Source organism: Streptomyces sp. NPDC012637, assembly GCF_042954805.1.
GTDB lineage: Bacteria > Actinomycetota > Actinomycetes > Streptomycetales > Streptomycetaceae > Streptomyces.
This window is the reverse complement of the sequence record NZ_JBIBDS010000006.1, coordinates 245,947-259,008: the sequence shown is the minus strand read 5'-3', so window position 1 is coordinate 259,008 and position 13,062 is coordinate 245,947. Positions and strand designations below refer to the sequence as shown.

14 protein-coding genes are annotated in these 13,062 nt (G+C 73.9%); 7 read left to right on the top strand and 7 right to left on the bottom strand.

The window, feature by feature from the left end; translation table 11 throughout:
- Positions 1–286 precede the first annotated feature (286 nt).
- Complete coding sequence (locus tag ACFY8W_RS24450) at positions 287–1,330, top strand: hypothetical protein (RefSeq protein WP_391108904.1); 1,044 nt, start codon at positions 287–289, stop codon at positions 1,328–1,330.
- 70 nt (positions 1,331–1,400) lie between these two features.
- Here ACFY8W_RS24450 and ACFY8W_RS24445 read toward each other — a convergent pair whose 3' ends face one another.
- From ACFY8W_RS24445 to htpX, 3 genes are all read right to left on the bottom strand, one after another.
- A complete protein-coding gene (locus ACFY8W_RS24445; protein WP_391108901.1) occupies positions 1,401–2,522 on the bottom strand; it encodes a peptidoglycan bridge formation glycyltransferase FemA/FemB family protein in 1,122 nt (373 codons plus the stop codon).
- Between the two features lie 118 nt (positions 2,523–2,640).
- Entirely contained in the window at positions 2,641–3,240 is a 600-nt protein-coding gene (locus ACFY8W_RS24440; protein WP_391108898.1) for a hypothetical protein, read from the bottom strand.
- Between the two features lie 5 nt (positions 3,241–3,245).
- A complete protein-coding gene (htpX, locus tag ACFY8W_RS24435) occupies positions 3,246–4,163 on the bottom strand; it encodes a zinc metalloprotease HtpX (RefSeq protein ID WP_391108896.1) in 918 nt (305 codons plus the stop codon).
- Between the two features lie 189 nt (positions 4,164–4,352).
- On the opposite strand from htpX, the gene ACFY8W_RS24430 reads away from it, so the two are divergent.
- The 5 genes from ACFY8W_RS24430 (at position 4,353) to ACFY8W_RS24410 (ending at position 7,955) form a co-directional block, all read left to right on the top strand.
- Positions 4,353–4,553: a LuxR C-terminal-related transcriptional regulator gene (locus ACFY8W_RS24430; protein WP_391108893.1), complete on the top strand. Its 201-nt coding sequence runs from the start codon at positions 4,353–4,355 to the stop codon at positions 4,551–4,553.
- A 100-nt stretch (positions 4,554–4,653) separates the two neighbouring features.
- Complete coding sequence (locus tag ACFY8W_RS24425) at positions 4,654–5,049, top strand: GNAT family N-acetyltransferase (RefSeq protein ID WP_391108890.1); 396 nt, start codon at positions 4,654–4,656, stop codon at positions 5,047–5,049.
- 181 nt (positions 5,050–5,230) lie between these two features.
- The gene (locus tag ACFY8W_RS24420; protein ID WP_391109657.1) at positions 5,231–6,160 is read left to right on the top strand and encodes a PfkB family carbohydrate kinase; all 930 of its coding nucleotides are present in this window, start codon (positions 5,231–5,233) and stop codon (positions 6,158–6,160) included.
- A gap of 29 nt (positions 6,161–6,189) precedes the next feature.
- Positions 6,190–6,897: an RNase H family protein gene (locus tag ACFY8W_RS24415; protein WP_391108887.1), complete on the top strand. Its 708-nt coding sequence runs from the start codon at positions 6,190–6,192 to the stop codon at positions 6,895–6,897.
- A gap of 329 nt (positions 6,898–7,226) precedes the next feature.
- Positions 7,227–7,955, top strand: a complete 729-nt coding sequence (locus tag ACFY8W_RS24410) for a GNAT family N-acetyltransferase (protein ID WP_391108884.1) — start codon at positions 7,227–7,229, stop codon at positions 7,953–7,955.
- Positions 7,956–8,212: 257 nt separating this feature from the next.
- Here the strand turns inward: ACFY8W_RS24410 and ACFY8W_RS24405 are convergent, their stop codons facing one another.
- From ACFY8W_RS24405 to ACFY8W_RS24390, 4 genes are all read right to left on the bottom strand, one after another.
- Positions 8,213–8,608, bottom strand: a complete 396-nt coding sequence (locus ACFY8W_RS24405) for an anti-sigma factor antagonist (protein WP_391108882.1) — start codon at positions 8,606–8,608, stop codon at positions 8,213–8,215.
- Positions 8,609–8,726: 118 nt separating this feature from the next.
- The gene (locus ACFY8W_RS24400; protein ID WP_391108880.1) at positions 8,727–9,647 is read right to left on the bottom strand and encodes a universal stress protein; all 921 of its coding nucleotides are present in this window, start codon (positions 9,645–9,647) and stop codon (positions 8,727–8,729) included.
- Positions 9,648–9,729: 82 nt separating this feature from the next.
- The gene (locus tag ACFY8W_RS24395; RefSeq protein WP_391108878.1) at positions 9,730–11,376 is read right to left on the bottom strand and encodes an FAD-dependent oxidoreductase; all 1,647 of its coding nucleotides are present in this window, start codon (positions 11,374–11,376) and stop codon (positions 9,730–9,732) included.
- Positions 11,377–11,568: 192 nt separating this feature from the next.
- Entirely contained in the window at positions 11,569–12,483 is a 915-nt protein-coding gene (locus ACFY8W_RS24390) for a diiron oxygenase (protein ID WP_391108875.1), read from the bottom strand.
- Between the two features lie 157 nt (positions 12,484–12,640).
- Here ACFY8W_RS24390 and ACFY8W_RS24385 point away from each other — a divergent pair, with 157 nt between their 5' ends.
- Positions 12,641–13,033 carry a DUF4440 domain-containing protein gene (locus tag ACFY8W_RS24385; protein WP_391108873.1) on the top strand — a complete coding sequence of 131 codons (393 nt, stop codon included), beginning with the start codon at positions 12,641–12,643 and terminating at the stop codon, positions 13,031–13,033.
- Positions 13,034–13,062 lie beyond the last annotated feature (29 nt).

Genomic DNA, 13,062 nt, shown 5'->3' with positions numbered 1-13,062 from the left:
GACCGAGTAACGAGAAACGGAGATCGCCCATATCCTGCCCCCACCCGCCCCAGAACACAGTGGCCGCCCCGTTCGGCGCACATGTCAGTCTTTGTGTGACCTTTTTAACCACAGCGTCGCACTCGGTGTCGAGAGCCTGTCGAGTCTGTTGAGCCTGTGGTGATCAGGTGTTGAACCCCGAAGGTCAGAATCGTCGTGCCGCGGGCCCGCCGGAGACGGAACGGCACCGCCCGCCCGTCCCCTCGACCGCCGGTGGCGCCGGGGCCGACCATACATTCGGAGGCCGATGCCCGTGAACACCGCGTTGTTGTACCGGCTGCTCGACACCGACCCGGCGGACGGGCCCGCCGAACTGCTCCACCGCGCCCGGGCCGGCCGTCACCTGCCGCACCTGGTGCTGTCCGCCCTGGCCCGCGACGGCGTACGGATGGGCGAGGCCGCCCGTGCCGAACTCCGCCGCGCCCGCGACCGCGCCGCCCACTACACGCGCCTGGCGGCCGAACTCGCCCGCTCCACCGGCGTCCGCGCCATCCGCGGCCTGCCGCTCGCCGGCTACTACCCCGCCGGACTGCTCCGGCCGCTGGACACCCTCGACCTCGTCGCACCCGACCAGGCGGCCCTGTGGCAGGCCGTCATCCGGCTGGTCACCGAACACCCGGTGGAGCACATCGACGTCTCCCTGCTCGGGGACCGGCCCCACCACACGGCCGTCACCGTCCACTGGCCGGCCGAGGACCCCCTGGTCGACCCCTGGTTCCGCGTCCACCTCAGCACCGCGGCCCTGCCGGGCGACGGCTCTACCGTGCCCGTCCGGCCGTACCTGGTCGCCGACGAGCACGTCGAGTGCCTCATCGCCCTCGCCGAGACCCTGCTGCGGGAACCCGCCCTCACGCCAGGACCCGTCACCGTCCTCGACATCGCCGGCCTCACCGGCCGGCCCTTCGAACCCGCCGAGACCGCCGCCGTCCTGGCGGCCTACCGTCTGGCCCCCGAGGCCGCCATCCTCCTCGACCACGCCGCCGGCCACCTGCCGCTCGGCCCGCTGGCCGCCGTCCGCGCCGAACTCGCCCCCGAGCTCGGCCCCGAACGGCGCCGCCGCGCCGAGGCCACCACCCGACGCCTCGTCACCCGGCACGGCACGCTCCTGCGCCGCACGGTCATCCGTCACACCTGGGACGAGTCCCGGCTGCTCACCCCGGCTCCCGACACGCCCCTGCTCCTGACGCCCGTGGCCGACTACCTCCTCACCCCCACCCCCGTCACGCCCGTCACCCCGACCCTCCGCACGGCGGCCCTCCGGGCCCTCCACGAGTGGGACACCGCGTGCTGAGCCCCGGGGCGTGTCTCCCGGATCCTGCCCGCGTCCCGGCGCCCGCCCGGCCTGGTCCGAAAGACACGTCCTACCGCCGGGACATGTACAGCCCGAGGGCCTTGTGCAGGAGCCTGTTCAGCGGGAAGTCCCACTCGCCGAGGTACTCGACGGCCTGTCCGCCCGTGCCGGCCTTGAATCGGAGCAGGCCCAGCAGGTGGTTGCCCTCGTCCAGGGTGTCGGTGATGCCCCGGAAGTCGTAGACGCCCGCACCCAGTTCGTGGGCGTCGCACATCATCCGCCACTGGACGGCGTTGTTCGGCTGCACCTCGCGCCTGCGGCTGGTGGAGGCGCCGTACGAGTACCAGACGTGCTCTCCGACGGTCAGCATCGTCGCGGCCGCGAGCACCTCGCCCTCGTGGTGGGCGAGGTAAAGCCGCATGCGGTCGGGGTGCTCGGAGGTCAGCGCCGTCCACATGCGCTCGAAGTACGCCAGGGGGCGCGGGATGAAGCGGTCGCGCTCGGCGGTCTCGACGTAGAGCCGGTGGAAGTCCGCCAGGTCCTCGTAGCCACCCTGGACGACCTTGACGCCGGCCTTCTCCGCCTTCTTGATGTTGCGGCGCCACTGCTGGTTGAAGTCCCGCCGGACCTCCTCCATCGTCCGGCCGGCGAAGGGCACCTGGAACACGTAGCGGGGCTGGCCGGCCGCGAAGCCGTCCTCGCCGCCCGGCTCCGTCTGCTGCCAGCCCATGTGCCGCAGCCGGTCGGCGATGCCGAAGGCCCGCGCCTCCTGCTCCGTGGCCGGCACGTCCCGCAGCCGCCGGGCCGCCGGGTCCGCGATCGCGTCCTTGACCGCCTCGGCGCTCCAGCGCCGGACCACCACGGGCGGGCCCATCTTCACCGAGAAGGCGCCCCGGCCCTTCAGGTACGCCAGCATCGGCCGCAGCCACTGCGCCAGGTCCGCCGAGTCCCAGTCGATCACCGGGCCCTCCGGCAGGTAGGCCAGGTACCGCCGCAGCTTCGGCAGCGGACGCAGCAGCACGAGACCGGCTCCCACCAGCTGCCCGCCCTCGTCGAACCAGCCCAGGCTCTCCGCCCGCCAGTCCGGCTTCACGTCCGCCCAGGACGGGACCTGCATGTGGCTCACCGACGGGCGGGCCGCGACGAAGGCCAGGTGCTCCGCACGGCTGATGGGGCGCAGTCGGTAGGTCATGCGGGCTGTTCCTCTGCTGGGCTCGGAAGCGACGGTCGATGCCCAGGACGCCCCCGCGGACCGCTCCGGTTCCGTCGGCGCTGGTCAGAGGTCCTTTCCCGGGACGGGACAGGAGCCGTCACCCCGCGCCGCCGAGCCCCGGCGCGCCCCAGACGGGGAACCAGCGCTCCAGGTCCGCCTCCATCGCGAGGTCACCCGCGAGCAGGCCTCTGACCTGGAGCTCCAGGGCGTTGTCGCGGGCCTCGGTGCCGTCCGAGCACGGCGCGAAGGGATAGAAGGTCCCGCGCTTGTAGAGATAGACCAGCGCGAGGTCGTGGGCGGCCTCGGGCGCGCGGAACACCGTGAGGGAACAGAGCAGGTGCGGGCCGAAGCCGGCCTCCTGGAGCAGGGTGTTCACCGCGTGGAGGTCGTTCACGAGCGAGACGAGGTCGTCGGCGGGGCGGCGGGCGGAGAGCCAGGTGTAGCCGTACGCGTCATGGCCGAACGCCACCGGAGCGGCCCCCGCCCGCTCGTCGACGTCGAGCAGTTCCCGCACGTCCTCCTTCAGCCGGGCGAAGGCACCGCCCTCGACCCCGGCGAAGCACACGGACCCCGCGCCGGTCGGCGCGTACCCGGTGTCCGCCCGGAGGGTGAGCGCGGCGGCGGGCAGCGCGAAGAGCCGGTCGAGGTCGGGACGCACCGGCCTGCTGCGGCCGAGGATGCTGTCGAGGATGCCCACCGTCCTCAGGCCCCGCCGAGCTGCGCCGAGATCCGGGAGAGCTGGTCGAGCCGCTGCTCCAGGGTGGGGTGGGAGGACAGCAGCCGGCCCAGGCTCTCCTTCGAGGAGAAGGCCGGCGCGAACCAGAACGCGTTGTACGGCTCCGCCTTCCGCAGGTCCCGGGTGGGAATCCGGGCCATCTCACCGCTCACCTTGGTGAGCGCCGAGGCCAGCGCCGACGGCCGGCCGGTGAGCAGCGCGGCGGCCCGGTCGGCGGCCAGTTCGCGGTAGCGGGACAGCACCCGGGTGAGGAGGAAGCTGAGCACGTAGACGGCGCCGCTGACGACGGGCACGAGGATCATGGCGGCCGCCGCGTTGCTGTCCCGGCTGCGCCCGAGACCGCTGTAGAGCGCGACGCGGGTCATCATCCCGGCCAGCACGCCGAGGAAGGAGGCGATGGTCATCACCGCGACGTCGCGGTGGGCCACGTGCGACATCTCGTGCGCGAGCACTCCCTCCAGCTCCTCCGGCTCCAGGCGCCGCAGCAGCCCGGTCGTGACGCAGACCAGGGCGGTCTTCTCGCCCCGCCCGGTGGCGAAGGCGTTGGGCACGTCGCTGTCGGCGACCGCCACCTTCGGCTTCGGCATGTCGGCGAGCGCGCAGATCCGGTCGACGGTGCCGTGCAACTCGGGCGCCTGCTCCCGGCTGACCTCACGCGCCCCCATGCCCAGTGCCGCGATCCGGTCGCTGAACCAGAACTGTCCGACGAACAGGGCGCCCGCGATGAGCAGCACGACCGGCCAGGACCCGCGCAGCAGAACCATCAGGACGCCGACGAAGACCACGTACAACAGCCCGATCAGGAACATGGTCGTCGTCATGCGGGCGGTGAGCCCCCGGTCGGGGGCGTAGCGCGACCGCGTGAGCGAGCGGCTTGTGCGCATCAGGGGCACCTCTTCCCTCGCCGGCCTTCCGCCCCCTCCTGCCAGTGTGCTCCCGGCGCGCCGGGACCGGGGAGGACCGACGGCACGGCGGACACCGTCCGCCGGCTGTCGGCCCAGGCCGAGCCGCTCGGCGGGGACGGTGCCGGCGACGTCGCCGTCGTCCTCCGGGGGGCGGCGGGAGGCCTCGTCATGCCGTCGTTCCGCGGCTGGTACGGGCTCACGCCGCGCGAGGGCGAGACCGTCGCCGAACTGCGCGCGGGAGAAGGCGTCAAGCGGATCGCCCGGCGTCTCGGACCGTCCCCGTACACGGTCGACGACCACCGGACGTCGGCGTTCCGCAAGACGGCGGCCGAGGGCCGCGACGAACTCGTCGCCGCACTGACCCGCTGACCTCCTCACCGCCCGCTCCGCGGGTTCGCCGACGCGGTGACGGAGGCCCGTCCTGCGATACTTGGCCGTCGTCACCGCAGCCCCGACCGGAAGGCCCGCCATGACCGAGCAGACCGAGCAGTCCGAGCACGTGGAGCAGCCCGACGGTGCGGACGGGGCCGGGCGATCGGCCGCGCCCGTCGTCCGTCGCGTCGACGCGTGCCACCGCTACGAGATCGTGGTCGACGACGAGCGGGCGGGTCTCACCGCCTACCGTGACCGTGACGACCGCCGGGTGTTCTTCCACACCGAGATCGACGACGCCTACGCGGGACAGGGCCTCGCCTCGGTCCTCGTCCAGCGGGCGCTGGACGACGTCCGCGCCTCCGGCATGCGGATCGTCCCGGTCTGCCCGTACGTCGCCAAGTTCCTCAAGAAGCACGAGGAGTTCGCGGACATCACCGACGCGGTGACGCCGGAGGTCCTGCAGTGGCTGGACGGCGAACTGGGCCGCTGAGCCGGCCCCGCACTCCCGCCGCCCCGCACTTGCAGAAAGTTCCTGCAAGATCTTGCGGGGCGGCTCGGGGCGCTGTTTGACTGCCCGCATGAGCAGCGACACCGCCACGGCAGGCGACCCCGCGGCCACCGCCACCGCCTCCGCCCACGCCGCGGCCTTCGACCGCGCGACCGACATCGACATCGACATCGACATCGACGTCCTCGTCCTCGGCGGAGCCGGGGTCGACACCATCGTCTACGTCCCCGAGCTGCCCCTGCCGCTCGCCGACAGCCACATGATCGGCACCGGGATCGTGACCCGGGCCGGGCAGACCGGGGACTTCGTCGCGCTCGGGCTGCACCGGCTCGGGATGCGCGTCCACCACCTCGACATGCTCGGCGCGGATCCCGAGGGCGACCTGGTCCGCGCCTTCCACCGTGAGCAGGGCATCCCCCTCACCGAGGTGCGGCAGGCCTCGGGAACCAAGCGGGCCGTCAACCTCGTCGGCCCCGACGGGCGGCGGCTGTCCCTCTACGACGCCACCCGCGGGCATGACGACGACCGGCTGCCGCCGGCGACCGTGCGCGCCCTCGCCGCCCGCAGCCGGCACGCCCACGTCTCGGTCACCCAGCCCTGCGCGCACGCCCTGCCCGAGCTGCGTGCCGCCGGGGTGACGGTGTCGACCGATCTGCACGACTGGGACGGCGAGGCGGCCTACCACGAAGCCTTCGCCCTCGGTGCCGACCTCGTCTTCGTCTCGGCCGCCGCCCTCGGCGACCCCGAGCGCACCCTCCGCGACATCGTCGCCCGGGGCCGTGCGTCCGTGGCCGTCGCCACCGCCGGTGCCGCCGGCGCGTACCTGCTGACCGGCGCCGACGACGAGCTCGTCCACGTGCCCGCCGTCGCCCCGGCAGCCCCGGTCGTCGACAGCAACGGCGCCGGTGACGCCTTCGCCGCCGGGTTCCTGCACGCCTGGCTCTCCGGCGCGCCCGCCCGCACCTGCGCCCAGTACGGAAGCGTGGCCGGCGCCTACGCCTGCACCGTGCCCTCGACCCGTGCCGAGGCCATCGGCCGGGACGCCCTCGACGCCGAGGTGGCGCGGCTCGGAGCCGCGCGGGGTGGTCCGTGACCGGTCCCGGCGCATGTCAGGATCGAGGGATGACAGAGAAGATCATCGCGGCGTGCGACGGCGCGTCCAAGGGGAACCCCGGGCCCGCCGCCTGGGCCTGGGTCATCGGGACCGAGGCGGGCGAGATCGCCCACTGGGAGGCCGGGCCGCTCGGCACCGCGACCAACAACGTGGCCGAACTCACCGCGCTCCTCCGCCTCTTGGAGCGCCTCGACCCCGCCGTGCCCGCCGAGGTGCGGATGGACTCGCAGTACGCGATGAAGGCCGTCACCACCTGGCTGCCCGGCTGGCGCCGCAAGGGCTGGAAGACGGCGGCCGGCACCCCCGTCGCCAACAAGGAGCTGGTGGTGCGCATCGACGAACTGCTCGCCGACCGGCGCGTGGAGTTCGTCTACACACCCGCCCACCAGGTCGACGGCGACCCGCTGAACGACGCCGCCGACCGCGCTGCCAGTCACACCGCCCGCAGCCAGCAGTCCGCCGGGTCCGCCGCGGGCTCCCCGTTGCCCCCGCCGGAGCCCGCCTCCGCCCGCCCCGCCGCCGCCAAGAGGCCCCGCAAGGCGACCGGCGCCTCCGGCCCCGCGCGCGCCGGTGCGCGCTCCGGTTCCACCGCCCCCACGCTCAAGGCCAGGTTCCCCGGCCGCTGCCGTTGCGGACAGCCGTACGGCAAGGGCGAGATCATCACCAAGAACCCCGACGGCTGGGGCCATCCGGCCTGCGCGGGAGCCGCTTCCTAGCCTGCGCGGGGCCTCGCCCGACTGTGCGCCGAGGGCCTCGGCGGGGGCGGGTGAAAGGCCCTGTCGGGGGCCCGTCCGGGCCCCGCTGGGCCGAACGAGGGATGGGGTAAACCGGACATTCACTCAGCTGTGCGCGCGGGTTCGTGTGGGGTTCTGTTCTCGGGGCCGTCGGGGCTGCATACTGTTCCTCCCGCCACCGATGGCGAACCGTTTCACTTGCCCTTTTCACCCTTGGGCGAAGCGGTCGGCACCGGGCGGGAACCCCTCCCTTTCATCGTCGCCGCGATCCGGCGCGCGATGACCCCTGCCCGTGAAAGACCCGAGGTCCCGTGCCAGTACCTGTAGTCCTGCCCGGGCGCACCGTGCGCCTGGAACCGCTGGCCATGCGCCACGCCGAGGGCATCGCCTGGGCGGGCGCACTGGATCGTGCGGCGTATGCCTACACCTCCGTGCCCCACGGCCTTGACGCCTCTTGCGACTACATCGCCCGCGCCCTCGCCGAACAGGCGGCGGGACGGGCCCTGCCCTTCGCCATGGTCGACCCGCATACCGGCCGGGTGCTCGGCTCCACCCGCTTCCTGGAACTCGACTACTGGCGCGGACCCGTCATCTGGCCGCCGGTCACCGGGGTGCCCAACGGCGACCCGCTGACCTCGGTGCCCGACGCCGCCGAGATCGGCAACACCTGGATCTCCAGCGAGGCCCGCGGAACCGGCGTGAACACCGAGGCCAAGTACCTCATGCTGCGCCACGCGTTCGAGTCCTGGGGCGTGCGCCGGATCTCCATGCGGGCCGACGCCCGCAACACCCGCTCCCGGGTCGCCATCGAGCGCCTCGGCGCGACCTGCGAAGGGGTACGCAGGGCCCACTCGCGCGGCCTGGACGGCGTGGTCCGCGACACCGCGTTCTACTCGGTCCTCGACGAGGAGTGGCCGGCCGTCCGCGGCATCATCGAGCTCCGCCTCCCGGGCCTGCGCCCGCCGGCCGGCCTCCCGGCGGCGGGTTTCCCGGGCCAGACCCTGGAGCACGGCGGCGCGGGCGAACTGCTGCCGGCCTGAACGCGGGACGGCGGGCGCGGGCGCCGACCGGTCGGGCCGCGTGACACCACGGGCGCGGGCGACCGCGCCGTCGGACCGCGGGCGGGAGCCCGCCCACAATCCGACGGACCCGTCGCCCGCGCTCGCGCCATCAACGCACCCGGCGCCCGGCCTGGTCGGCACCGGCCCGGTCGGCACCGGCCCGGTCGGCCCTGGCCTCGGCCCCTGGCCCGGTCGGCATCGGTCTGGTCGGCCCTGGCCCGGGTCGGCACCGGCCCTCACACCGGCAGCCGCCCCGGCAGGCTCGGGTGCGGTATCGGCGGGTCCTCGTCGTCCGGCGGTGGTGCGGGTGGCGACGGCCGCAGGACGTCGTCCAGCGCCGCGAGCCGTACGAGGCGCAGGATCATCGGCTGGTCGCAGACGAGCCGCCAGGCCGCGCCCCGGCCCTGGACGCGCTGCGCGCAGCGGACCAGCAGGCCGAGCCCCGACGCGTCGCAGAACGTGACGTGTCGCAGGTCGACGGTGAGTGCGGACGCCTCGCGGGCCAGCACGTCGAGTTCGGGCCGGACGCGCTGCACCAGCACCAGGTCGAGCTCTCCGTACAGCTCGACCGTCGTCAGACCCTCGCTCGACCGGACGGCGAGGTGCGGATCGCCGCGTCGGATCAGATGCATGGACACGCTCCACTGGATCGGTCCCCGTGCATCGAGGTTCGCGGCCCCTACCGAGGCAGACACGTTTCTCCACATCCGCCATCACCCGAAGAGGTGAAAACGAGGCATATTGGCCCGCTCAGCGCTTCGATGCGGGCGGCACCACCGCGACCGGGCAGGACGCGTGGTGCAGCACCGCGTGCGCGACGGAGCCCACGAGCAGCGTCTCGACCCGGTGCCGGCGATGGCGCCCCACGACGAGCAGTCCGGCCTCGGCGGAGTCCTCGACCAGCCGCGCCGCCGCGTCGGCGGGCGTGATCGCCGGGACCACCCGGACATCCGGATGGCGCTCGGCGAACGGCCGCAGCCGCTCCTCCTGGCGCCGGGTCGTGGTGTCCACCAGCTCCGGCGTCTCGTCCGGCAGCGGCGGCGGCACCTGGAGCGCGGGGGCGGGCGCGCCGATCAGCAGGGCGGGGGAGGGCGGCACCGGGTAGGCGGTCACCACTTCCAGCGGCACCTTGCGCCGTGCGGCCGCCTCGAAGGCGAATTCCACGACCTCGTCGGCGGTCTCCTCGATGTGCAGCCCCAGCAGGACCCGGCCCGCCTCCGCCCCGCTCTCGAGGGACGCGGCCCGAGCCTCGTGCGGCACGACGACCACCGGGCAGGGCGCCGACGCCGCCAGGGCCCGGCTGTTCGACCCGACGAGCAGGCTCGCGAAGCCGCCCCGCCCGCGCGAACCGACCACCAGGAGCCGGGCGCCCCGGGCCGCCTCCGTCAGGGCGTCGACCACGGAGCCGTCCAGCGAGGCGTACCGCACGTCGACGCCCTCGGCCCGGGGCCCGACCTCGGCGGCGAGGGCGTCCACGACGGTGTCGGGAAGCTCCGGGGCCGGTCCGAGCGACTCGATCCGGGCGCTGCCGAGCTGCAGCGCCTCCGAGCGGACGTGGGCGACCGTCAGTGGTGCCTCCAGGCTCCGCGCCGTCTGCAGCGCCCACTCCAGAGCCCGCAGGCTGTGTTCGGAACCGTCGACCCCTACGACAACAGCTGGTTTCTCACTCATGCCTCGCACTCATATCGGGATCATCCAGCCCGGCACGGCTGCCACGCCGGGAGCCCGCCGACGAGGCACGGGCCCGGCGGGGTCAGCGCGCCGCCCGACGCCGGCCCCGTGCCGCGGCGACCAGCTCCGGCACGGTCCCCAGCTTGACCCGGGGCCGCCCCGTCTCCTCGCCGCGCGTCCGCTCGGCCCGCTCGATCGCGGCGAGCCCGCGCGCGTCGACCACGTGCCGGGCCCGGCCGCGGGCGAGCCGGTCGAAGGCCCGCGCCGTTCCGGTCGGCGCCGGCAGGGCGCCGTCGACCGCGTCGGCCAGGAGCGTGCCCACGGTCTCCGCCGCGCAGGTGCGGTTGGCGCCGATGCCGCCGGACGGGCCACGCTTGATCCAGCCGACCACGTACGTGCCGGGCCGGTCCTCGACCCGTCCGCCGCGGTGCGGCACCGTGCCGGTGGACTCGTCGTACGGCAGCCCCGCGACCGGCAGTCCGCGGTAGCCGACCGCCCGCAGCACCATGCCGGCCCGGACCTCCACGGGTCCGGACCCGGCCCCGCCCGTCACGCGCACCGCCCCGTCGAGGACCTCCTCGGGCGCGGAGCGGAAGCGGAAGACGATGCGCCGCTCCGGGCCGGGGGGCCGGCTCCAGTCCACCCGCTCGCGGACCGCGCCGCGCAGCAGCGCGGCCTTGTCGCGGGGGCCGGCCGCCTCGACGGCCTCCCAGACGCGCGGATCGTGGTCGTCCACGACGAGGCGGACGCCCGGGAGCCGTCCGAGGGCCAGGAGTTCGGGCGCGGTGCAGGAGGCGTCCTCGGGACCGCGCCGGGCGAGCAGCACCACTTCGCGCACGGCGGATGCGCGCAGTGCGGCGAGCGCGTGGTCGGCGATGTCCGTCCCCGCCAGCGTCTCGGGATCCGCGACGAGGATGCGGGCCACGTCCAGGGCGACGTTGCCGGCGCCGACCACCACCACCCGCTCGGCGTCCGACAGGTCGATCGCGTCGGGTGCGACCTCGGGGTGCGCGTTGTACCAGGCGACGAAGGCCGTCGCCGGGACGCTGCCGGTGCGCTCCTCTCCGGGGACGCCGAGGCGCCGGTCGCCCGCGGCGCCGACGGCGTAGACGACGGCGTCGTGGTGCGCGGCCAGCTCCTCCGCCGTGATGTCCGTTCCGACGTCGACGCCGAGGTACATCCGCACGCGCGGGTGCGTGTGGAAACGGGCGAAGGTGTCGCCGATCCGCTTCGTGGCGGGGTGGTCGGGCGCCACGCCGTAGCGGACGAGTCCGCCCGCCACCGGCAGCCGGTCGACCAGGGTGACCTCGGCGTTGGTGTGCAGCAGCAGGTCCTCGGCGGCGTACATGCCGGCCGGGCCGGTGCCGACGACGGCGACCCGGATCGGCGCGAAGTCGGAGGGCAGGGTGCGCGGGAAGGACGGCGCGCCCCACGCGTGGAAGACGGGCCCGCCCTCGGGCGCCGGGCGCGGCGCGCGCTCCTCGTAGAAGGCCGCGTTGACGGCGGCGTACTCCTTCTGCCCGTCGGTCAGCGCGTCCACCGGGAAGATCGCGTCGACCGGACAGGCGTCGGCGCAGGCGCCGCAGTCGATGCACGACCTGGGGTCGACGTAGAGCATCTCGGTGCGGCCGAAGTCCGGCTCGTCGGGCGTCGGATGGATGCAGTTGACGGGGCAGACGGCGACGCAGGTGGCGTCGTTGCAACAGGTCTGGGTGATCGCGTAGGTCATGGCGTCGTCAGCTCGCGGGGCTCCGGGACGGGGACGGGTGCGGGTCGATCGGGTCGATCGGGTCGAACAGCTGGATCGGGGTGGACCGGGTGGATCGGCTCGAACGGCCCGAACGGCTCGAACGGCTCGAACGGCCCGAACGGCTCGATCGGTTCGCCGATCGGACGGTGCGGGGCTCGGCGGTCCCGAGGCTCAGATGAGGTGGGCGCGCCGGTAGACCGCGACGGCGGGGCGGGTCAGCAGTCCGGCGGAGGCCAGGAACTCCATCAGGCCCGAACAGCTCGACCGCATCAGGGACTTGTGGTGCTCGTTGGCCCGCGCTTCGGCGAGCGCCCGCTCCGTGTCGAGCCCGGCGTTCGCGTACACCTCGCGGTTCACCATGCTGGTGACGATGAAGTACGAGGCGATCGAGACGACCAGGGCCTGGACCTGACGCCGCAGCGGTCCGGCCTTGCGGAGCCGGGCGCGGGTCTCCTCGCGGGCGAACTTCATGTGCCGCGACTCCTCGACGACGTGGATGTTGTTGATGGTCCGCACGAAGGGGACCACCCGTTCGTCGCGCATCCAGTCGCGCTGCATGACGTCGAGCACCTCCTCGGCGACGAGGATCGACGCGTACGCGGCCTCGCCGACCGCCAGCGTCTTGAAGGCGCGGCCGAGTTCGAGCACGAAGCGCGGCGGGCGGTAGGCCGGGGCGCCGAGCTTGGCGGCGCCGCGCCCGAACATGATCGAGTGCCGGCACTCGTCGGCGATCTCGGTCAGGGCCCACTGGAAGCGCGGGTCGGTCGGGTCTTTGGCGTACATGTCCCGCAGCACCATCTGCTGGAGGATCATCTCGAACCAGATGCCGGTGCTGGCCACCGAGGCGGACTCCTGCCGGGTCAGCTCCTTGCGCTGCGCCTCGGTCAGTTCCTGCCAGTAGCGGGTGCCGTACAGGGAGCTCCACTCGGGGCTCATCCCGTGGAAGTCCTCGTCGAGCGGCGTGTCCCAGTCGACCTCCGTCGCGGGATCGTAGGAGAGCTTGGCGGACGAGTCGAGCAGCCGCCGGGCCGCCTCGCGTTCGGGCTGCCGGCCTTGGTCCGCCGGCTGGACGGTGCTGCTTGCCATGGTGCGGCTCCTTCGGGACCTGGAGGGCGGGAGGGCGCTTGTTAGACACCGCGTCTAGCAAGCTGTTGGACGGACCGTATAGCAAGACGGGCCGCGCGCCTACCCGTCGGTACCGAATTCCGTTGCCCCGGACCTCCGGGCGCGGCAGGATGCGTTCATGATCGACACGACTGACAGCCCGGAGGCCCGGGCCGCGATCGCCGCGGCGACGGACGGGGAACGACGCCTGCACGATCCCGCCGTCAGGAACTCCGACGACGGCGTCCGGCTGTTCGATCCCGAGTTCGTCGAGGTCGGGGCCTCCGGGCGGCGCTGGACGTACGACGAGATGGTCGCGGCCCTGCCCACCCTGCACGGCGGAGCGGACGGCCCGCGCATCGAGGTCTCCGGCATGCGCGGGGTGCTCCTCGCCCCGGACCTCGTGCACCTGACGTACGAGAGCGTCATCGCCGGCCGCCGGGCCCGCCGCAGCTCCCTGTGGCGCAAGGGCCCGGGCGGCACCGGATGGCGTCTCTACTACCACCAGGGCACCCCCGTCCCGGAGGCCTGAACACGCGTGCTTTCATGAGGCGTTCACGG